At 67.1% G+C, this 20,281-nt stretch carries 21 protein-coding genes; 10 read left to right on the top strand and 11 right to left on the bottom strand.

Annotated features, from left to right (window positions below; all coding sequences use genetic code 11):
* Nucleotides 1-342 precede the first annotated feature (342 nt).
* The 4 genes from LGY53_RS33605 to LGY53_RS33590 form a co-directional block, all read right to left on the bottom strand.
* Entirely contained in the window at nucleotides 343-1,500 is a 1,158-nt protein-coding gene (locus LGY53_RS33605; RefSeq protein WP_225730726.1) for an acyl-CoA dehydrogenase, read from the bottom strand.
* 137 nt (nucleotides 1,501-1,637) lie between these two features.
* Nucleotides 1,638-2,303, bottom strand: coding sequence for a TetR family transcriptional regulator (locus tag LGY53_RS33600; RefSeq protein ID WP_225730725.1), 666 nt, complete (start codon nucleotides 2,301-2,303; stop codon nucleotides 1,638-1,640).
* 45 nt (nucleotides 2,304-2,348) lie between these two features.
* Nucleotides 2,349-2,852 carry a 5-(carboxyamino)imidazole ribonucleotide mutase gene (purE, locus tag LGY53_RS33595; RefSeq protein WP_225730724.1) on the bottom strand — a complete coding sequence of 168 codons (504 nt, stop codon included), beginning with the start codon at nucleotides 2,850-2,852 and terminating at the stop codon, nucleotides 2,349-2,351.
* The gene (locus LGY53_RS33590) at nucleotides 2,845-4,065 is read right to left on the bottom strand and encodes a 5-(carboxyamino)imidazole ribonucleotide synthase (protein WP_374111267.1); all 1,221 of its coding nucleotides are present in this window, start codon (nucleotides 4,063-4,065) and stop codon (nucleotides 2,845-2,847) included. Before LGY53_RS33590 ends, purE begins: the two co-directional genes overlap by 8 nt.
* A 39-nt stretch (nucleotides 4,066-4,104) precedes the next feature.
* Between LGY53_RS33590 and LGY53_RS33585 the strand changes: the two genes are divergently transcribed.
* Entirely contained in the window at nucleotides 4,105-4,644 is a 540-nt protein-coding gene (locus LGY53_RS33585) for a GtrA family protein (RefSeq protein WP_167472403.1), read from the top strand.
* A gap of 1 nt (nucleotide 4,645) precedes the next feature.
* Here the strand turns inward: LGY53_RS33585 and LGY53_RS33580 are convergent, their stop codons facing one another.
* From LGY53_RS33580 to LGY53_RS33570, 3 genes are read right to left on the bottom strand one after another with little or no spacing between them, the layout of a single operon-like run.
* The gene (locus LGY53_RS33580; RefSeq protein WP_225730722.1) at nucleotides 4,646-5,953 is read right to left on the bottom strand and encodes a HAMP domain-containing sensor histidine kinase; all 1,308 of its coding nucleotides are present in this window, start codon (nucleotides 5,951-5,953) and stop codon (nucleotides 4,646-4,648) included.
* A gap of 1 nt (nucleotide 5,954) precedes the next feature.
* Nucleotides 5,955-6,632 (bottom strand): response regulator transcription factor, encoded by a 678-nt coding sequence (locus LGY53_RS33575; protein ID WP_167472401.1) that lies wholly within the window; start codon nucleotides 6,630-6,632, stop codon nucleotides 5,955-5,957.
* A 40-nt stretch (nucleotides 6,633-6,672) separates the two neighbouring features.
* Complete coding sequence (locus tag LGY53_RS33570) at nucleotides 6,673-7,221, bottom strand: PH domain-containing protein (RefSeq protein ID WP_225730721.1); 549 nt, start codon at nucleotides 7,219-7,221, stop codon at nucleotides 6,673-6,675.
* Between the two features lie 170 nt (nucleotides 7,222-7,391).
* Here LGY53_RS33570 and LGY53_RS33565 point away from each other — a divergent pair, with 170 nt between their 5' ends.
* Nucleotides 7,392-8,345 (top strand): acyl-ACP desaturase, encoded by a 954-nt coding sequence (locus LGY53_RS33565; protein WP_225730720.1) that lies wholly within the window; start codon nucleotides 7,392-7,394, stop codon nucleotides 8,343-8,345.
* A gap of 150 nt (nucleotides 8,346-8,495) precedes the next feature.
* Here LGY53_RS33565 and LGY53_RS33560 read toward each other — a convergent pair whose 3' ends face one another.
* Nucleotides 8,496-9,296 (bottom strand): biotin--[acetyl-CoA-carboxylase] ligase, encoded by an 801-nt coding sequence (locus LGY53_RS33560; protein ID WP_225730719.1) that lies wholly within the window; start codon nucleotides 9,294-9,296, stop codon nucleotides 8,496-8,498.
* A gap of 148 nt (nucleotides 9,297-9,444) precedes the next feature.
* The gene (locus LGY53_RS33555) at nucleotides 9,445-9,606 is read right to left on the bottom strand and encodes a hypothetical protein (RefSeq protein ID WP_225730718.1); all 162 of its coding nucleotides are present in this window, start codon (nucleotides 9,604-9,606) and stop codon (nucleotides 9,445-9,447) included.
* A gap of 257 nt (nucleotides 9,607-9,863) precedes the next feature.
* Between LGY53_RS33555 and LGY53_RS33550 the strand changes: the two genes are divergently transcribed.
* The 3 genes from LGY53_RS33550 (at nucleotide 9,864) to LGY53_RS33540 (ending at nucleotide 12,670) form a co-directional block, all read left to right on the top strand.
* Complete coding sequence (locus LGY53_RS33550; RefSeq protein ID WP_225730717.1) at nucleotides 9,864-11,504, top strand: acyl-CoA carboxylase subunit beta; 1,641 nt, start codon at nucleotides 9,864-9,866, stop codon at nucleotides 11,502-11,504.
* A gap of 200 nt (nucleotides 11,505-11,704) precedes the next feature.
* Complete coding sequence (locus LGY53_RS33545) at nucleotides 11,705-12,028, top strand: acyl-CoA carboxylase subunit epsilon (RefSeq protein WP_374111266.1); 324 nt, start codon at nucleotides 11,705-11,707, stop codon at nucleotides 12,026-12,028.
* Nucleotides 12,029-12,031: 3 nt separating this feature from the next.
* On the top strand, nucleotides 12,032-12,670 hold the full coding sequence (locus LGY53_RS33540) for a nucleoside triphosphate pyrophosphatase (protein WP_225730715.1): 639 nt from the start codon (nucleotides 12,032-12,034) through the stop codon (nucleotides 12,668-12,670).
* On the opposite strand, the gene LGY53_RS33535 is transcribed toward LGY53_RS33540, so the two are convergent.
* Complete coding sequence (locus tag LGY53_RS33535) at nucleotides 12,596-13,381, bottom strand: metalloregulator ArsR/SmtB family transcription factor (RefSeq protein ID WP_225730714.1); 786 nt, start codon at nucleotides 13,379-13,381, stop codon at nucleotides 12,596-12,598. The two genes, LGY53_RS33540 and LGY53_RS33535, sit on opposite strands and share 75 nt — an antisense overlap.
* A gap of 166 nt (nucleotides 13,382-13,547) precedes the next feature.
* Between LGY53_RS33535 and LGY53_RS33530 the strand changes: the two genes are divergently transcribed.
* The 3 genes from LGY53_RS33530 to LGY53_RS33520 all read left to right on the top strand — a co-directional run bounded on the left by LGY53_RS33530 (nucleotide 13,548) and on the right by LGY53_RS33520 (nucleotide 17,521).
* Nucleotides 13,548-14,462, top strand: a complete 915-nt coding sequence (locus tag LGY53_RS33530; protein ID WP_225730713.1) for a sulfurtransferase — start codon at nucleotides 13,548-13,550, stop codon at nucleotides 14,460-14,462.
* A gap of 161 nt (nucleotides 14,463-14,623) precedes the next feature.
* The gene (locus LGY53_RS33525; RefSeq protein WP_225730712.1) at nucleotides 14,624-16,420 is read left to right on the top strand and encodes an acetyl/propionyl/methylcrotonyl-CoA carboxylase subunit alpha; all 1,797 of its coding nucleotides are present in this window, start codon (nucleotides 14,624-14,626) and stop codon (nucleotides 16,418-16,420) included.
* Between the two features lie 135 nt (nucleotides 16,421-16,555).
* Entirely contained in the window at nucleotides 16,556-17,521 is a 966-nt protein-coding gene (locus LGY53_RS33520; protein ID WP_225730802.1) for a patatin family protein, read from the top strand.
* A 76-nt stretch (nucleotides 17,522-17,597) separates the two neighbouring features.
* Here the strand turns inward: LGY53_RS33520 and LGY53_RS33515 are convergent, their stop codons facing one another.
* Nucleotides 17,598-19,250 carry a serine/threonine-protein kinase gene (locus LGY53_RS33515; protein WP_225730711.1) on the bottom strand — a complete coding sequence of 551 codons (1,653 nt, stop codon included), beginning with the start codon at nucleotides 19,248-19,250 and terminating at the stop codon, nucleotides 17,598-17,600.
* A 193-nt stretch (nucleotides 19,251-19,443) separates the two neighbouring features.
* Here LGY53_RS33515 and LGY53_RS33510 point away from each other — a divergent pair, with 193 nt between their 5' ends.
* Nucleotides 19,444-19,932 carry a DUF1707 domain-containing protein gene (locus LGY53_RS33510; protein ID WP_225730710.1) on the top strand — a complete coding sequence of 163 codons (489 nt, stop codon included), beginning with the start codon at nucleotides 19,444-19,446 and terminating at the stop codon, nucleotides 19,930-19,932.
* Entirely contained in the window at nucleotides 19,932-20,267 is a 336-nt protein-coding gene (locus tag LGY53_RS33505) for a hypothetical protein (protein ID WP_225730709.1), read from the top strand. The genes LGY53_RS33510 and LGY53_RS33505 overlap by 1 nt, the downstream gene beginning before the upstream one ends.
* The last annotated feature ends 14 nt before the right edge of the window (nucleotides 20,268-20,281 follow it).

The following is a 20,281-nucleotide window of genomic DNA, read 5'->3' as shown; positions in this document are numbered from 1 at the left end:
ATTTCCGGGGACTATTCCATGCCGATCCAATGGTGAAATTCGTTAACACACGGGTCAGTTTTATCGATAATGCCCATTCACCGCCGCACCGGCTCTGAACTGCGCAGATCGGTGATTAGAACCCGGCGATCCGGCCGATCTTCCCCCGAAACCGCAATCGTGACAATATGCGTCCGAGCCGATAACGAATCCGTCAATATTAACAGTGGAACACAACCTGTCGGCCTCGATTCCATTTCGGATCGATCGGCCCGTGAGTAAAAAACAGGGCGGTTCGGGGCCGAAACCCCGAACCGCCCTGTCCAATTTCGCCACGCGGGTCACCGCCGCGACGGCGCTCGCTCAGCGCAGCAGCGCCCGCGACATCACCACGCGCTGGATCTGGTTGGTGCCCTCGTAGATTTGAGTGATCTTGGCGTCGCGCATCATCCGCTCCACCGGGAAGTCGGTGGTGTAGCCCGCGCCGCCGAACAGCTGCACCGCGTTGGTGGTGACCTCCATGGCCACGTCGGAGGCGAAACACTTTGCGGCAGCGGAGATGAAACCGAGGTTCTTTTCCCCACGCTCGGCGCGCGCGGCCGAGGTGTACACCATCAGGCGGGCGGCCTCGACCTTCATCGCCATATCGGCGAGCATGAACTGGGTGTTCTGGAAGTCGGCGATGGACTTGCCGAACTGCTTGCGGTCCTTGGTGTATGCGATGGCCGCGTCCAGCGCGCCCTGCGCCAGGCCGACCGCCTGCGCGCCGATGGTCGGACGGGTGTGGTCCAGGGTCTGCAGCGCGGTCTTGAAACCGGTGCCCGGCTCGCCGATGATCCGGTCGCCCGGCACCCGGCAGTTCTCGAAATACAGTTCGGCCGTTGGCGATCCCTTGATGCCGAGCTTGTGTTCCAGCGGGCCGACCACGAAGCCCTCGTCGTCCTTGTGGACCAGGAACGCCGAAATACCGTTGGCGCCCTTGTCCGCATCGGTCACGGCCATGACGGTGTACCAGGAAGACTTGCCGCCGTTGGTGATCCAGCACTTGGAGCCGTTGATGATCCAGTCGTCACCCTCCTGCTTGGCCCGGGTGCGCATGCTGGCGGCATCGGAGCCGGCCTCGCGCTCGGACAGCGCGTAGGAGGCCATCTGCCCGCCGACGATATCCGGCAGCACCTTCTGCTTGAGTTCCTCGGAGCCGTTGAGGATCAGGCCCATGGTGCCGAGCTTGTTGACCGCCGGGATCAGCGAGGACGAACCGCAGACCCGGGCGACCTCCTCGATCACGATGCAGGTGGCGACCGAGTCGGCGCCCTGGCCGCCGTATGCCTCGGGCACGTGCACAGCGTTGAAGCCCGCGGCGTTGAGCGCGGTGAGCGCCTCCTCCGGGAAGCGGGAATTACCGTCGACGTCCTTGGCGTGCGGTGCGATTTCCTTCTCCGCCAGGCCGCGGATGGCCGCGCGCAGTTCCTCGTGGAAGTCCTCGAGTTTGAACAGGTCGAAATCCGGATTTCCCGCCATAGGGCACGCTCCTGGGTTCGTCGGTGGTGATCGCTGCCGTCCAGCTAATCGGCACTCAGTGCCACATCCTGACCGAGTATACGTGCCTACTTGGCCCTATTTATTGGCACCGAGTGTCAGGGATGTGATGATTCAGCTCACAGATTACCCAGCCTGCTGCTCAGCAGCTCGGCGAGTTGCCGCGGCGGCATATCCCTGGGAAAGACCGCGACGACCACCTCATCGGACGAACGCGCCGCCGGCCCGCGCGGAATCGCGGCCAGTTCCGCCCGCAGATCCGTCGCACCCGCATCCGATTCCCCGCGCACCATCCGCCGCAGCAGATAGTTGTGCGTCGCGGTGACCGCGGCCGTGAACTGCACCCGCGCCAGATCCGGCACATCGGGCAGCCGCCTGCGCAGATAGTCGGTGAACAACCGCTCGTACCGGAACACCGTCACGATCTCGCGCTCGCGCAGCGCGGGCACCCGGCGCACCACCTGATACCGCCGCGCCGCGATCTCGCGCCACTGCGTGAATCGCTCGAAGACCTGAACCACCGCCGCGCACACCGCCTCCCACGGATCCTCGTGCGCCGCGGCCAGATACGCCGCCGCCTGCGACAGCTGCGACTCGTGGTCGGCGAAGATCACATCCTCCTTCGACCGGAACTGCCGGAAGAAGGTGCGCCGCGAAATCCCGGCCGCCTCCGCGATCTCGTCAACGGTCGTCGCCTCATACCCCTTCTCGGCGAACAACCGCAACGCCTGATCGACGACGGTCAACCGGAACCTGGCCGCATCAGCGCTGGCCTCCGAAGTCATCCGTGCACCGTAGCCCGAGGCGGGAGCCTTGCCGCGCGGCAACGGTTACGAGCCCAGCAGTTTGCGGCGGAGGGCGTCGTCCTTCTCCAGGACCAGCTGTTCCAGCCCCGTCTGGAACTCTTCCATCCGAACGCGCAGGTCCGGATCGGCGGCGGCCAGGATGCGGACGGCGAGCAGGCCCGCGTTGCGGGCGCCGCCGATCGAGACCGTCGCCACCGGGACGCCCGCGGGCATCTGCACGATCGACAGCAGCGAATCCATGCCGTCGAGATACTTCAGCGGCACCGGGACGCCGATCACCGGCAGCGGGGTCGCCGAGGCGACCATGCCGGGCAGATGGGCGGCGCCGCCCGCGCCCGCGATGATCACCTTGATGCCACGGCCCGCAGCGGCCCGCGCGTAGTCGAGCATCCGCTGCGGTGTGCGGTGCGCCGAAACCACCCCGACCTCGAAGCGAATCCCGAACTCCGCCAACGCATCCGCCGCCGCCTCCATGGTCGGCCAGTCGGAGTCGCTGCCCATGATCAGGCCGACCTGCGGTTCAGTCATGTGGATCCCATCCATCGGTCCATACCGCGTGCGACATCCAGTGCGCCGCCCGCTCCGCCTTCTCCCGCACCACCGCGACATCGTCGCCGAGCACGTTGATATGCCCGATCTTGCGATCCGGGCGCTCGCCCTTGCCGTACAGGTGCACCTTCGCCTCCGGCATCCTGGCGAACAGGTGATGCAGCCGCTCGTCCATCGACATCGCCGGAGCCTGTTGCGCGCCAAGGATATTCGCCATCACGGTGACCGGAGCCAGCGGCGTGGTATCGCCGAGCGGATAGTCGAGCACCGCGCGCAGGTGCTGTTCGAACTGCCCGGTGCGGGCGCCGTCCATCCCCCAGTGCCCGGAATTGTGCGGGCGCATGGCCAGCTCGTTCACCAGCAGCCGCCCGTCGGTGGTCTCGAACAGCTCCACCGCCATCGCGCCGACAACGCCGAGCCCCTCGGCCAGGTTCAACGCCAAAGCCGCTGCGCCGGTTGCGAGTTCATCCGACAGGTCGGGCGCGGGCGCGATCACCACCGCGCACTGGCCGTTGCGCTGCACCGTCTCCACCACCGGCCAGGCCGCCGCCTGCCCGTACGGCGAACGCGCGACCATCGCCGAAAGTTCGCGCCGCAGCGGCACTTTCGCCTCCGCGAGCAGCTGGACCCCGCGCGCCAGCTGATCGGTGACGATTTCCGTTGCGGCAGCGGCGGATTCGGGCATCCAGACGCCGCGCCCGTCGTAGCCGCCGCGCACCGCCTTCAACACCGTCGGCCAGCCGTTCGCGTCGCCGAAGCGCACCGCGTCGGCCGGCTCGGTCACCGCAGTGAACGCGGGCACCGGCAGCCCCAGCTCGGCCAGCTTGGTGCGCATCACGAGCTTGTCCTGCGCGTAGATCAGCGCCTCGGGCGGCGGCTGCACATTGACGCCCTCCGCGACCAGCGCCGCCAGATGTTCGGCGGGCACATGCTCGTGATCGAAGGTCAGCGCGTGCGAGCCGACCGCGGCCTTGCGCAGCGCGGTCAGATCCGTGTGGCTGCCGAGCACCACATCCGGGCTCACCTGCGCGGCCGGATCGTCCGGATTCTCGGCGAGCACGCGCAGCCGCTGCCCCAGCGCTATCGCCGCCTGATGCGTCATGCGCGCCAACTGACCGCCACCGACCATCGTCACGGTGGGCATGGTTGAAGGATCGAACGAGCGGGGTGTCACGTAGAGGAATCTTGTCATGTCGGGCGGCAATCACCGGTACCGGTACACTCGGACCCTGTGTCATTCGTCGACGACGTGGTCAACGTCCTCCCCAAACCCCTCCGGGAGATCGCGTACCGCCATCACGAGCTGATCAAGTTCGCCATCGTCGGCGCAACGACCTTCGTGATCGACAGCGGGATCTTCTACATACTCAAGTGGACCGTGCTCCAGCAGAAGCCGGTCACCGCCAAGATCATCTCCGGCATCGTCGCGGTCATCGCGTCCTACATCCTGAACCGCGAGTGGTCCTTCAAGCACCGCGGTGGCCGGGAGAAGCATCACGAGGCGCTGCTGTTCTTCGTGGTCAGCGGCGGCGGCGTGGTGCTGAGCTTCCTGCCGCTGTGGGTGTCGAGCTACGTATTCGACCTGCGTCAGCCCAACGTCAGCTTCACCGTCGAGAACATCGCCGACTTCGTCAGCGCCTACATCATCGGCAACCTGCTGCAGATGGCGTTCCGTTTCTGGGCGATGCGCCGCTGGGTCTTCCCCGACGAGATGAACGAGATCGAGGCCGAGCTGAAGGACCTCATCGAGGAAGAGCTCGGCCACAGCTGAGTCACCTCGGCTCGGCGACCCAGGAGTTCGTCGACCGGGATGCCGAGGATCCCAGGAAGACGGCGAACGACGCGGGGCGGCGCCGCTGCAGCTCGAGACGCCCGCCGTCGGCCTCGACCAGCGCACGGGCCAACGCCAGCCCGACACCGGTGGATCCACCGGCCGAGAAACCCCTATCGAAAATGTGCGGTGCCAGCTCGTCGCGCACGCCGTCGCCCTCGTCGGCGACCTCGACGCACACCAGCGGTTCCCGGCCACCGCCCGGCACCACGGTCCGCACCGAGACCGTGCACGTCCCGCCGCCGTGCATCAGCGCGTTGTCGACGAGTACGGCCACCGCCTCGCGCAACCGGGATCCGGTGATCGGCGCGGTGAGCGATTCGTCACCGATCAGCGTCAACGCCCGACCCGCCTCGTTGAACGGATGCATCCACTCGGCGACGACGCCGCGCAGCTCCGCCATCACCGGCACCGGGTCACGGTCGGCGGCGTCCTCGTCGCGGGAGGCGCGGACCAGCTCGTCGATCGCGTCGGTGAGCCGGTCGACCTGCGCCATCGCCTCCTCGGCCTCGTGCACCACATCCGGGTCGTCGTGCGCGGACAGTTCGTCCAGCCGCAAGCGCACGGCGGTCAGCCTGCTGCGCAGCTGATGCGAGACGTCGGCGACCAGCGCGTGTTCGCGCTGCAACCGCCCGGCGATCTCGACCGTCGCCGAATCCAGCACATCGGAAACCCGGTCCAGCTCGGAGATGCCGTGCCTGCGCGGATCGGGACGGAAATCACCCATCGCCAGCCGCGCCGCCCTGGCCGCGACATCGCGCAGCGGATCGGCGACCCGCCGCGCGGTGACCATCGCCACCGAGACCGCGGCGCCGAGCGAGGCCAGCACCGCCAGCCCGACCACCGCGACGGCCTGCCGCTGCATGGCGTGCATCGGCGCGGACGGTATCTCCAGCCGCAGCGAGACCGAGGTGCCCAGCGACAGCGATTCGACGAGCGGATCGGCGACATCCGCGCTGCCGACGAACATCTCCGACGGCGTGCCCTGCGAGGCCGGGTAGACGATCGTCAGCTTGCCGTCCCTCGGCACCAGCGGCTTGATCGAACGCAGATCGAGCACGCCGGGCACCGTCCCGTCACCGTGCTCCTGATCGATGATCACCCGCGAGATGGAGTCCAACCGGTTGCGCAGATCGGTGCGGGTGATGTCCTCCACCCACAGCCAGGCCGTATACGTCAGCGGAAGGCCGAGCACCACCGTGGTCAGGGTGAGCACGGTGAGTATTGATCGCAGGATTCTGCGCCGCACGTCAGTCGGTGTTCAACCGGAAGCCGACACCGCGCACGGTGACGATGCGCCGCTCGGCCATCGGGCCCTCGTCGCCGATCTTGCGGCGCAGCCAGGACATGTGCATGTCCAGTGTCTTGGAGCCGCGCAGTTCCGCGTCGCCCCACACCTCGCGCAGGATCGTCTCGCGCGGCACCACCTGGCCCGCCCGATCGATGAGCACCTTGAGCAGCTCGTACTCCTTGTTGGCCAATCCGACCTCGACGCCGTTGACCAGCACCCGACGCGCCGCCGGCTCCAGCCGGATCCCGCCGACCTCGACGGTGTCGTCGCCGATTCCGCTGCGCCGCAACAGCGCTCGCACCCGGGCCAGCAGTTCGGCCAGGCGGAACGGTTTGCCGACATAGTCGTCGGCGCCCGCGTCCAGCCCGACCACGAAATCCACCTCGTCGGTGCGGGCGGTGAGCATCAGCACGGCCAGATCGGCCCCGCGGGCGCGCACCTGGCGGCACACCTCCAGCCCGTCCATCCCGGGCAGGCCCAGGTCCAGGATGAGCAGGTCGTGGTCGCCCTCCAGCGCACGCTCCAGCACGGCGGGGCCGAAGCGTTCGACGGTGACCGAGTAGCCCTCGCGGCCCAGCGCACGCGACAGCGGCGCGGCGATTGCCTCGTCGTCTTCGGCCAGGAGCACTGCGGTCATATGCCCAGATTAGTGAAGAGTGCCGGATTTGCCGTAGCGGTCACCGATATCCACCGTTGTCGTCGTGCGTCCGGCGGCCGCCGTTGTCATATGCCCGATCGGTGTCGAAGACTTGGTGGTAGAGCAGCGCGTGCACCTTCTCCACATTCGGGATGTCGTCGTACTCCAGCGGCTCGACCGAGGCGGATTCGATGATCAGGGTGCCGGTGCCGAGCATCCGGTCGAACAGCCCGTGCCGGAACTGAACACTAGATATGCGGCTGATCGGGATATCGATTCCGGTGTGCGTGAGCACGCCCTGCCGGATGAGCACCCGTCGGTCGGTGATGATGAAGTGCGTCGACTTCCAGCTGATAATCCTTGCGGCACAACGCCATACGATGATGATCAACCACACCGCGAATATCGCGACCAACACCGGCATGCGGGCGGCGCCCTCGATCTTGCGGGATGCGAGCCCCTCGCCGAAGCCGGCCAGCGCCGTCACGACGACGAGCGTGACAACCGGCCAGAACAGCATCTTCCAGTGCGGATGACGATGGAGTATCAGATGCTCGTCCGGCGCGAGCACATCCTCCGGATAACCCATGAGCGCACCCTACCGTGTGTGGGAGGTGTGTCAGATGACACGAGCCGGATCGTGTTGCACAATCATCCTTTTGCGAGGGGTGCCGCAGGCCGACGAATCCTGCCGTGCCCCATCTCCGCTCGCATGACCGACGCCCTGCCCGCAATTACGCCCGCATACCTGGAGGCCGTGTGACCAAGGACCTGACTCAGCTGGAAATCCTGACCGAGCTGGAGCCGATCGCCGAACAGAACCTGAACCGCCACCTGTCCATGGCCAAGGATTGGCACCCGCACGACTACGTGCCGTGGGACCTCGGCCGCAACTTCGCGGCGATGGGTGGAATCGATTGGGACCCAGCACAATCCAAGCTGAGCGAGGTCGCCAAGGCGGCGATGATCACCAACCTGCTCACCGAGGACAACCTACCCTCCTACCACCGTGAGATCGCGGAGAACTTCTCCCGCGACGGCGCATGGGGCACCTGGGTCGGCCGGTGGACCGCCGAGGAGAACCGGCACGGCATCGTGATCCGCGACTATCTGGTGGTCACCCGCGGCGTCGATCCGGTGGCCCTGGAGCAGGCCCGGATGATCCACATGACGAACGGCGCGCACTCGCCCGACGATTGGCACGGATTCCTCCTGAACGTCGCCTATGTGACCTTCCAGGAGTTGGCCACCCGCGTCGCGCATCGCAACACCGGCAAGGTCTGCGACGACCCCGTCGCCGACCGAATGCTGCAGCGCATCGCCGCGGACGAGAATCTGCACATGATCTTCTACCGCACCATGTGCGGCGCGGCCCTGGACCTGGTGCCCGACCAGGCGATGGAGGCCATCACCAGGATCGTCACGCATTTCGTCATGCCAGGCACCGGTATGCCGAACTTCCGCCGCAACGGTGTGCTCATGGCCAAGCACGGCATCTACGACATGCGCCAGCATCTGGAGGAAGTGCTGCAGCCGGTGCTCAAGCAGTGGAATGTGTTCGACCGCAGCGATTTCGGGCCGCGCGGCGAGCGGGCTCGGGAGGAGCTCGGGCTGTTCCTGGAGAAGCTGGCCCAGGACGTGATCAAGTTCGAGGAGCAGCGCGACCGGCTGCTGGCCCGTGAGGCCGCCCGCGCCGGATTGCAGCCCGCCTGAGCCGATTCGACGAGTCGCATTGGGGCTCAAGGCTTCCAGCGGCCAGAACCCGGACAACACCGTTCCCGCATAGCGTTTGGCTCCCGCGCCGCAATTGACCGGCGCGGGAAGCCGAACGCTTTGCGGGAGTCGAAGGCCTACAGGCCGGTGTCAGTACTCCGCGCGCAGATGCGTGACATCGCCCGCGGAGACCGGCTGATCGCCGATCAGCAACCGCCCCGATGCGTCGACATCCGTCGCGACGCCCGTGAGCGTCTGCCCGCCCGGCAGTTCGGCGCGAACCCGCGCACCGATGGTCGAGCAGCGTTCCCGGTACGCGGCGGCCAAATCGGTTGTGTCCCAACCACAATCGCGCCAAGCGGTGAAGCGCCCGGCGAATTCGGCGAGCAGCGACCGCACCAGCTCGGTGCGATCTGTCACCTTCGCCTGCGCCAGCGTCAGCGAAATAGCATGCGGCACCGGCAATTCCGCCTCGGTGAGGCTCACGTTCATCCCGATGCCGATGACGACGACGGGTGCGGGACCGGCGGCCGCGACCTCGGCGAGGATGCCCGCCACCTTGCGGCCATCAATGAGCACATCGTTGGGCCATTTGAGGTTCGCGGCGACACCGGCCGTCGCACGCAGCGCGTCCACCACGGCGATCCCGGTGAGCAGCGGCAGCCAGCCGAGCGACTCCGGGGCGATCCCACCCAATCGCACCAGCATCGACATCGAGATCTGGGCCCGCGGCGGGCTGATCCAGGTGCGGGCGTGTCGTCCGCGCCCCTGCTCCTGCGCCTCTGCAAGGAGTACCACGCGATCGATATCCGGTTCACCGGCTCGCGCGATCAGGTCCGCGTTGGTGGACCCGGTCGATTCCACCACGTCGATGTGGGAGAAGAACGACAACTCGGGCGTTTCGACGACGCTGCGCCGCAACTGCTCTGCATCCAACGGTGGCCTTTGCACGAGGGCAGAGGCTACCGGGCCGCGGGCGCGTTATCCGACTTGGTCGGAACGATCGAACATAGAAGCTCCCCCCTGAAGCACGAAAACGGGACTCTCCCAGGATATCCGGGCCACGCCGCACCGCGCGACCCGAATTTCCCCGGCATTTCTATCCGGCCAGCATGTAATCCTCGCCCGGATCCGCCACCTCGCGATCGCGTTCCAGCCATGGCACCGGATCGCGGAATCGCGGCTCGGCGACCTCGGCTCGACCGCTCACGAACGACGCGGCAGCGGCACGTTCGGCGACGGATCTGCTCCATTCCCACATAACCGAATCACTCCCCTTCCCAGAACGTCGGCCACTCCCCTGAAGCACGAACTCGGGACGCCCACAACCCTACCGGCACCGGGATATCGGGCGATACCGATTTTCCGCGCGACCCACCCGTCGCACGAGTTTGTTGCCCACCAGCGGATTTCGGTTCGAGTACCGTCGGCGCAATATGATCTAGCTGGGCTTTTCTACCCATCGGTAGCGGATGCTCGGTTCGAGCGATTCGGCGGCACTGGTTACACTCCGGAGCCATGACGAGTGTCCAGCAGCAGCCCGCGTCAGGTCCGGCGGGCTCCCCCGATATCCACACCACCGCCGGGAAACTGGCTGATCTGCGGAATCGGCTGGAAGAGGCCAAGCACCCGATGGGTGAGGCCGCGGTGGACAAGGTGCACGCCAAGGGCAAGCTCACCGCCCGCGAGCGCATCCTGGCCCTGCTGGACGAGGGTTCGTTCGTCGAATTGGACGCGCTGGCCAAGCACCGCAGCGTCAACTTCGGCCTGGAGCACAACCGCCCGCTCGGCGACGGCGTCGTCACCGGATACGGCACCATCGACGGCCGCGACGTCTGCATCTTCTCCCAGGACGTCACCGTCTTCGGCGGCAGCCTCGGCGAGGTGTATGGCGAAAAGATCGTCAAGGTCATGGATCTGGCACTCAAGACCGGCCGCCCGCTGATCGGCATCAACGAGGGCGCGGGTGCGCGCATCCAGGAGGGCGTCGTCTCGCTGGGCCTCTATGGTGAAATCTTCCATCGTAATGTGCAGGCGTCTGGGGTAATTCCCCAGATCTCGCTGATCATGGGCCCGGCCGCGGGTGGCCACGTGTACTCGCCCGCGCTCACGGACTTCGTCGTCATGGTCGACCAGACCAGCCAGATGTTCGTCACCGGACCGGATGTCATCAAGACGGTGACCGGTGAAGAGGTCACCATGGAGGACCTGGGCGGCGCGCACACGCATATGGTGAAATCCGGTGTGGCGCACTATGTCGCCTCGGGCGAGCAGGACGCGCTGGACTACGTCAAGGATCTGCTGTCCTACCTGCCCAGCAACAACCGTGCCGAGCCGCCGCGCTACCCGGCGACCGATCCGATCGATGGTGCAATCGAGGAATCGCTCACCGACGAGGACCTCGAGCTGGACACGATCATCCCGGATTCGCCGAACCAGCCGTACGATATGCACGAGGTGATCCTCCGTCTGCTCGACGACGACGAATTCCTCGAGGTGCAGGCCGAGCGCGCGATGAACATCATCGTCGGCTTCGGGCGCATCGATGGCCGCAGCGTCGGCATCGTGGCCAACCAGCCCACCCAGTTCGCCGGCTGTCTGGATATCGACGCCTCGGAGAAGGCCGCGCGGTTCGTGCGCACCTGCGACGCGTTCAACATCCCGATCCTCACCCTGGTCGACGTGCCGGGCTTCCTGCCGGGCACCGGTCAGGAGTACAACGGCATCATTCGCCGCGGCGCGAAGCTGCTGTACGCCTACGGCGAGGCCACTGTGGGAAAGATCACCGTCATCACCCGCAAGGCCTATGGCGGCGCGTATGACGTCATGGGGTCCAAGCACATGGGCGCCGATGTGAACCTGGCCTGGCCGACCGCCCAGATCGCGGTCATGGGTGCGTCCGGGGCGGTCGGTTTCGTCTATCGCAAGCAGTTGCAGCAGGCCGCCAAGGACGGCGCGGATGTCGACGCGCTGCGCCTCGAGCTGCAGAATGAGTACGAGGACACCCTCGTCAATCCGTATGTCGCGGCCGAGCGTGGCTATGTCGACGCGGTGATCCCGCCGTCGCACACCCGCGGTCAGATCGTTTCCGCGCTGCGGCTGCTGGAACGCAAGATGGTGACCCTGCCGGCCAAGAAGCATGGCAACATCCCGCTGTGATGAGGCGATAACCCGGATATCCCACACCCGGCAATGGTTGACAGAGACCATGAGTGGGTCAGAGGGTGATCTCATCAGGTTTTCGACATCAGTCCGAGAACACGCCCGAGCGCGGTGTGAGCCGAGGGTCCCGAGGTGACGGGCCCGGCGAGCGCCGCCATCGAGTAAGGCTATAGAGAGGATCTGGCACTGTGACAGCCGTGGCAGAAGAAGATGTGTTGACCGCCGCCGAACTGGATCTCACAGTCGACCCGATCACCGACGAGATCGTGCCGACCGTTGCCGATCTGGAGTCGGTCGTGCCGACCGTCGACGGGCAGCCGTTCATCAAGATCGTGAAGGGCAACCCGAGCGATCTGGAGATCGCCGCACTGGTTTGTGTGCTCACCGCGGCCGCCGCCGGCGGCGAGCAGGCCGGCGCGTCCGGCCCGATCGATATGTGGGGCCGTCCGACGATGATGCACCGGGGCACCACACCCTTCTCGCCCTACGCCTTCCCGCAGCTGTCGCACCTGCGCGACTGACCCGTGCCGGAACCGCGCCTGGTACTCGCCTCCGCGTCACCGGCCCGCCGAGCGGTGCTCCGCTCCGCGGGTATCGATCCGCTCGTCCACGTATCCGAGGTGGACGAGGACGCCGTCGCCGCCGCGCTCCCCGCGGACACACCACCGCAGACGGTGGTGATCGAACTGGCCCGGGCAAAGGCCCGGCATGTCGCGGCGACCGCCGACCTTCCCGCCGAATGCGTTGTGGTGGGCTGTGATTCGATGCTGCTGGTGGACGGCACACTGCAGGGCAAGCCGCACACACCCGAGGTCGCCCGGCAGCGCTGGGCCGAAATCGCCGGGCGCAGCGCCGATCTCGTCACCGGACACTGCGTGCTGCGGCTCAGCGGCGGCGTCGTGACCGCCGAATCGGTCGACTGTAGTTCCACCACAGTGCATTTCGCGAAACCCGAGCCCGCCGAGCTGGACGCCTACATCGCCACGGGCGAACCGCTCCAGGTGGCGGGCGCGTTCACGCTGGACGGATTGGGCGGCTGGTTCGTCGACCGGATCGACGGCGATCCATCGAGCGTCATCGGGATCGGATTACCACTGCTGCGACGGCTGCTTGGCGATGTTGGGGTCACCATTGCGCAGCTGTGGCGCCACTCGCAGGCCTGAGGGCGGCACGAGCTGCGGTTCGGCGCCGTTGTCCGCGGCGACCACCACGGGGGCGACCGGCGCCTGCTGCTCCCGCCGGGCCAGCAATTCCAAACGCACCACGCACAATTCGGGTTCGACGAATGGGTGCAGCCGCACGTTCACATCGTCGCGGGCGCCGTTGCGTTCCAGCGCCTCCTTGATCTGCCCCAGGTGCACACCGCACACCACCTCGGAGTGGGTGCGCGCCAATTCGCGCAGCGGGCAGGCGGTGAGCCGGACCATCGCCTGTTCGGAGGTCTCCGACGACGGGTCGCGCTCCGGCGCGAAGCCCAGTTCGGAGGACAGCGCCATCACGACATCCTTGGCGTCGTCCAGCGATTCGACCCGCCGCGCCGCGACGTCGAGCCGCGCGCCCCAGGCGCGACCGGCCGCGATGGCGGCCTCCTGCCTGCGCCGGGGATCCGGGCCCAGTTGGTCGGCGAGCACCTGGGCCAGCTCCTGATAACCGATCGATCGCTGCACCGCCGCATAACCGATGCGTGGACGGCCTCGGCCGCGCGGTGGTTGCTGGAATTGCCGCACCAGTGATTCTTTGGTGAGGACGTCCAAATGAAATCGGACCGTGGTTACATGCTGCCCGGTGATTCTGGCCAGTTCCTGGGCATCGAGGGGCTCGCTTGCGCCACGTAGGATCGCGAGCAGTCGCCGTCGCGGCCAAGAATCGGACATAGCTCACCCCTCCTCCCGGGAGACTTTATCGGATGTAGGTGCGATTTATTCGCTCATTCAGCCGATTTGTGATCTGAAACGAGTTGCACAACCGCCTCACGCATACCATCGCAGTGAGACCAGAACCGCCGTAACCGCCGTCTACCTCGCGCGAAGGACCACGCCAGTGCCCGTTGCCCCGGATCCACATGCCGCTTTCGGCCCCTACGCACATCCTCACCGACTAGTAACCACAGAGTGGCTGTCGGCAAACATAGGCGCGCCGGGACTGAAGATCGTGGAGTCCAACGAGGACGTATTGCTGTATGACATCGGGCACGTTCCGGGGGCAATCAAGATCAACTGGCGGGGCGACCTCAACGATCAGGTCACGCGCGACTATATCGACGGAACCCGATTCACCGAACTTATGCGCTCGAAAGGAATCGAACGCGACGACACGGTGGTGATCTACGGCGATCGAGGAAATGCTCAGGCGGCGCACACGCTCTGGCTGTTCACCCTCTTCGGACACGAGGACGTGCGGTTGCTCGACGGCGGCCGGGACGCCTGGATCTCCGAGGCGCGCGAAACCACCTTCGATACGCCCTACGTCGGCGTCAGCGACTATCCGACCGTGCGCCGCGACGACACCACCGCCCGCGCCTTCCGCGAGGATGTGCTCGCCCACCTCGGCAAACCGATCCTCGATGTGCGCTCGCCGAAGGAATATTCGGGCGAGCTGGTGCCCGAACCGCTCAACCCCGAGGACGCCGCGCTGCGCGGCGGGCACATCCCCACCGCGCTCAACATCCCGTGGACCGCGGCGAGCACCGCCGACAGCCGCTTCCGCAGCCGCGCCGAGCTGGACGAGGTGTACGCCGCGCTGCCCGCACGTGACGATGTAGTCGTGTATAGCCGGGTTGGCGAACGATCCAGCCACACCTGGTTCGTACTCACCTATCTGCTCGGCCATCAGCGGGTACGCAACTACGACGGTTCGTGGACCGAATGGGGCAACTCGGTCCGCATGCCGATCGCCAAGGGTGACGAACCAGGCGAAGCCCCAACCACTTCCACCCGGCGCGGGCGGGGTAAGTAAGGTCCTTCGTAGCAGCGAAGAAACGTCTACGACCCGATCCGCGACCTACTGTCTGGTAGGACTATGCGAGTTCGGCGTCTGTTGGCAGACTGCCTACACTCGCCCGAGACGTAAATTATGTCGACCACGGGGCGACCAGAAGATTGCACACAGGAGGCTCAGTGCCCAGCCATGCCAGCGCGCGGATCACGAAGGTACTCGTAGCTAACCGCGGCGAGATCGCCGTGCGCGTGATCAGGGCCGCCAAGGACGCCGGGATCGGCAGCGTCGCCGTCTACGCCGAACCCGATGCGGACGCCCCATTCGTCAAGCTCGCCGACGAGGCCTTCGCCCTCGGCGGACAGACCTCGGCCGAGTCGTACCTGGTGTTCGACAAGATCCTGGACGCGGCGGCCAAATCCGGCGCCGACGCCATCCACCCCGGGTACGGATTCCTTTCCGAGAACGCCGACTTCGCCCAGGCGGTCATCGACGCGGGCCTGATCTGGATCGGCCCGTCGCCCCAGTCGATCCGCGATCTCGGCGACAAGGTCACCGCGCGGCATATCGCCGAACGCGCGAAGGCCCCGATGGCCGCGGGCACCAAGGATCCGGTCAAGAACGCCGACGAGGTCGTCGAATTCGCCAAGCAGTACGGCGTTCCCGTCGCGATCAAGGCCGCGTTCGGCGGCGGCGGTCGCGGCATGAAGGTCGCGCACTCCATCGAGGAGATCCCGCATCTGTTCGAATCCGCGACCCGCGAGGCCACCGCGGCGTTCGGCCGCGGCGAATGCTTCGTCGAGCAGTACCTGGACAAGGCCCGCCACGTCGAGGCGCAGGTGATCGCCGACCAGCACGGCAACGTGGTCGTCGCGGGCACCCGCGACTGCTCGCTGCAGCGCCGGTTCCAGAAATTGGTCGAGGAGGCGCCCGCGCCGTTCCTGTCCGACGAGGTGCGCGCCAAGATCCACGAATCCGCCAAGCGCATCTGCCGGGAGGCCGGCTACTACGGCGCGGGCACCGTCGAATATCTGGTGCAGGGCGAGACCGTTTCGTTCCTCGAGGTCAACACCCGCCTGCAGGTCGAGCACCCGGTCACCGAGGAGACCGCCGGAATCGACCTGGTGCGCCAGCAGTTCCGGATCGCCGAGGGCCACGAGCTGACGATCAAGGAGGATCCGAAGCCGCGCGGGCACGCCATCGAATTCCGGATCAACGGTGAGGACGCGGGCCGCAACTTCCTGCCCGCCCCCGGCCCGGTCACCGTCTACAAGGAGCCGACGGGCCCGGGTGTGCGCGTCGATTCCGGCGTCGTGCAGGGTTCGGTGATCGGCGGACAGTTCGACTCGATGCTGGCCAAGCTGATCGTCACCGGCGAAACCCGCACCCAGGCGCTGGAGCGGGCGCGTCGCGCGCTCGCCGAATACGAGGTCGAGGGCCTGGCCACGGTCATCCCGTTCCACCGGGCCATCGTCAGCGATCCGGCCTTCATCGGCGACGGCGCCAAGTTCGACGTCTACACCAAGTGGATCGAGAACGAGTGGGTCAACACCGTCGAGCCGTACACCGGCTCCGGTGTCCAGGCCGAGGAGGACGAGGACCAGCCGCGGCAGAAGGTCGTCGTCGAGGTCGGCGGGCGGCGCGTCGAGGTGTCGCTGCCGGGCAACTTCAGCGTCGGCGCGCCCGGCGCCGCCGCGGGTAACGGCGTTGTCCGCAAGAAGCCGAAGCCGCGCAAGCGCGGTGGCGCGGGCGGCGGCGCCGCATCCGGTGACGCGGTCACCGCGCCGATGCAGGGCACCGTGGTCAAGGTCGCCGTCGAGGAGGGCCAGACCGTGGAGGCGGGCGATCTGATCGTCGTGCTCGAGGCCATGAAGATGGAGAATCCGGTCAACGCGCACAAGGCCGGTGTGGTGACCGGACTTGCCGTCGAGGCCGGTGCGGCCATCACGCAGGGGACGGTACTCGCCGAGATCAAGTAGGCGATTTTCGCGACGGTGGCCCATTCGCTCGTGCGGGTGGGCCACCGTCGTATCCGGGGTAAACAGCTGGCGAACAAGCTTTCCGCGCCGCGGGCGGGGCCGATAGGGCTGCCGTATCGTGGTCCGGTGACCAGTTTGCGGTATGAGGATCGGGCGGAGGATAGCGGGGATGCCGCCGATCGGCGCACGGTCACCGAGCTGATCCGCGCTCGTCACGCCGGCGGGAGCCGCGCCGACGGACAGCGGCTGGTGCTCGTCATCGAGGGCGGCGGCAGTCGCGGCGTGTACTCCAGCGGCATGGTGCAGGCCATCGAGGAACTGGGTTTGGCAGGCGTATTCGACGCCGTCTACGGGACGTCGGCGGGTGCCATCAACGGGGCCTGGCTGCTGTGCGGGCGCGCTACGCCAGGCATGCGCTCATGGACCGATCCGGAGATCATGCGCCGGGCCATCGACCCGATCCGCCTGCTGCGCGGCAAACCCGCCTTCGACCTGCGCTACCTGGTGCATCAGGTGTACGACGGGATCGAGCCGATGGACTTCCCCGCGATCCTGGCCAACCCGACCACCTTTCACCCCATCGCCACCGATGTGCGCACCGGGCTCGCGGTGGATCTGCACCGCTACATCGTCGACAAACGGACGCTGATGATCGCGCTGCGCGCCTCCGCGGGCCTGCCCATCCTCGCCGGACCGCCCGTCACGCTCGGTGACTCCCAATACTTCGACGGCGGCCTCTCCGAAACGGTGCCCATCCGCACCGCCGTCCGCGCGGGCGCGACGCACGCACTGGTGCTGCGGACCCGTCGCACCGACGAAAAGCGCCCGCCCGCACCGCGTCTGCACCGGGTAGTCGGCGGCGGCTACATGCGGATGATCGCCCCCGGCGCCTACCGCGCCTGGCTGGAACGCCCGCAACAGCAGTCCGTCGAGGACAACTTCCTCGCCGGGCTCGGTGACGCGGCATACCAGATCCACCCGCCTGCGGGCTCACCCAGCGTGGACAGCGCGAGCCGGAATACCGAGCTGCTGTCCGAGGCGCTCGAAATCGGTCGTCAGGCAGTACATTCCGCGCTGGCAAGCGTGGTGCGTGCGGCTTAGGTTGGTCCCGAGCGGGTTTCGGCTTCTCGCGCTCGCAATTGCCTGTGCGAGAAGCCAATTGCTACGCGCAAACCTGTCAGCCTCGTCCCGGCGGAACCTTCGTCGGCGGTGTCGACGGGGCGGGGTCGTCCTCCAGTCCCGGTATCCGCAGCACCGGGCCCGGATCGGTTTTCGGATCGCCGCCGGGGATCTGTAGCGGCGGGGGTTTGGTCGGCCGGATTTCCGGTGTCACCGTATCGGTTTCGTTGACGCTGGCCGGTGAAGGCGCCGGGCTGCCGCCACCGTCACCGTCGGCCAGCAGCACGAGCACCGCGCAGCCCGCGAGAAGCAGGAACGGGGAGAGCAGGATCAGGATGATCGCGATGAGGAAGCGTCTGGTGAGGCTCTTACGTCTGCGCGGCGCGGGCACGGGGGGCCGGACGGGCCACGGCGTGGCGGTGGGACGGGCGGGCTGGCGACGCAGGTGCCATTGGCGACGCGGCGGCGCGGCGGGGTACTGATTGGACGGGTATGCGTTCGGCTGGGGCGCATTGGGCTGGAGCACATGCGTCTGATGCGCCGTCGGCGGGAGCATATTCGCATTCGGTTGCTGCGGAGTTGGCTGGGGCGCAGGCGACTGATGCACAGGTGGCTGGTGCCCGGTCGACTGATGTCCAGGTGGCTGCGGCGCATTGACTTGGGGCGCATTGACTTGGGGCGCAACGGCTCCCGCGCGCGGCATGGCCGTTTGGTTGTGCGGGAGGTGCGGTGTCACCGGATGGCTGCGCTGACGTCCGCGCCGCGGATTCGGCTGCGGGATCGGCGCTCCCGCCGGAACCGGCTGCGCGAATCCGGGATGCGGATACATCGGCGCGATGCGGGTCTCGATCCTGGTCTGCGGAATGTCCTGATTCGCAAGCAGTTTCGTCGGCGGTTTACCGGCCTCCAGCGCCGCGCGGGCATTGCGCGCGAATTCGCCCGCCGACTGATAGCGCTGCACCGGATCCTTCGCCAAGCCCCGCGCGATGACACCGTCCAATGTCGGCGGGATGACCGGATTCAGCGAGCTCGCGCGGGGCGGTGCGGACATCAGGTGGGCGTGCATCTGCTGGGGCGGGTCGGTGTCGCCGTAAGGGCGTCGCGCGGTGAGACATTCGTAGAGCACGCAGGCCAGCGAGTACACGTCGGACCGGCCGTCGGTGTTGCCGGTGTAGCGTTCCGGGGCCATATAGGCCCAGGTGCCCATGGCGAAACCGGTTGCGGTGAGCGCGGTCTGGCCGCGACTGTGGGCCAGCCCGAAATCGATCAGATAGGCCGCACCGTCGGCGCGCAGCACGATATTGGACGGCTTCACATCGCGGTGCACCAGGCCGACCCGGTGCGCGGCGTCCAGCGCGGAGGCGACCTGCTCGATGACGGCGACGGAGACGGCGGGCGGGATCGGCCCGTCGGTCTGCAACCGGACCCCCAGATCGATGCCCTCGATGAATTCCATATCGATGAACAGCCGTCCATCGATCTCACCGTGCGTGTGGATCGGCACCACATGCGGATCGCGCAGCGCCGCAATGACTTCGGCCTCGCGCTCGAAGCGCTTGCGATACTTCGCGTCGGTGGCGAGTTCGGCGGGCAACAGCTTGAGCGCGACCCTGCGCTCGACGACGGTGTCGTAGGCCAGCCAGACCTGGCCCATCCCACCCTTGCCGAGCAACCGCTCCAGCCGATATCTCCCGAACCGCTCCTCCCCCATCCGCAAACCTCCGTGTCGCCGTTGACATCTCGCCGCGAATACCGAAAGCGCAGCTCACGGTCCAGATGTCAAGCGCCGAGCTTACCTTGCAGGGTAGTCCCGGAGCAGACCGGGCGACAGTGTGACCTCTCCGACCATGGGCAACCGCCGTATCGCGGACCCCGCGCGACCCGCGCCTATTACCCTTTCCTCTATGAGTGAGGTCCCGGAAATCCGCATCGGCACCGCCGAACGAGAAGAGGCGCTGCAGCGGCTTTCCGATCATTTCGCGGCGGGCAGGCTGAGCGTCGCGGAGTTCGACGAGCGCAGTGCGATCGTGGCGGCGGCGCTGACCCGCGGCGATCTGGAACAGGTGTTCACCGATCTGCCGCAGCCGGTGGCCGAGAAACCCGCGCCCGCGAAATCGGAGCATAAATTCCTGTCCGATTGGCCGGATCGGATCATGGCGGTCATCCCGATTCTGGCGCTCATCCTGTTCCTCGCCACCGGCCACTGGTGGTTCTTCCTGGCGATCCCGCTGGCGGGCGCCCTGCTCTACGGCGGACGCCACAACCCCCGCCGGGACGAGCGGCGCCGCGAACATCTCGACCGCCATCAAGACCGGCTCGACCGCCGCCGCGACCGCCTCGAAGGCCGCCGGGACAGCCTCGAGGGCCGCCGCGACGACGAGGACCGCGCCTGATGGAGCCGGTGGAGATCAACGCGGGCACCTGGTACCTGCGCGCCCTACGCGCCGACGACCGCATCGACGACCGCCCGGCCCTCGCCGCAGGCGGCATCACCGACCCGAACTATGTCGCCACCCGCACCACCCAATGGACCGACGAAACCCACTTCTCCTGGGCCGTCTGCGACCCCACCACCGCAGAACTGGTCGCCGAAATCGTCGTGACCCCCACCGGCGAAACGGCCGAACTCACCGGCTGGGCACGCCCCGGCCACGAACCCGCCCTGAAGAGCGGGCAAGCCGCAGTCCGCCGTTTCGTCGAAGGCGCACTTGGACTTCGAATAACCTGAGGCCATGCCCACTG

The sequence above is a fragment of the Nocardia sp. JCM 34519.1 genome, from assembly GCF_020361265.1.
GTDB classification, from domain to species: Bacteria; Actinomycetota; Actinomycetes; order Mycobacteriales; family Mycobacteriaceae; genus Nocardia; species Nocardia arthritidis_A.
This window is presented reverse-complemented; position numbering and strand designations above follow the sequence as displayed.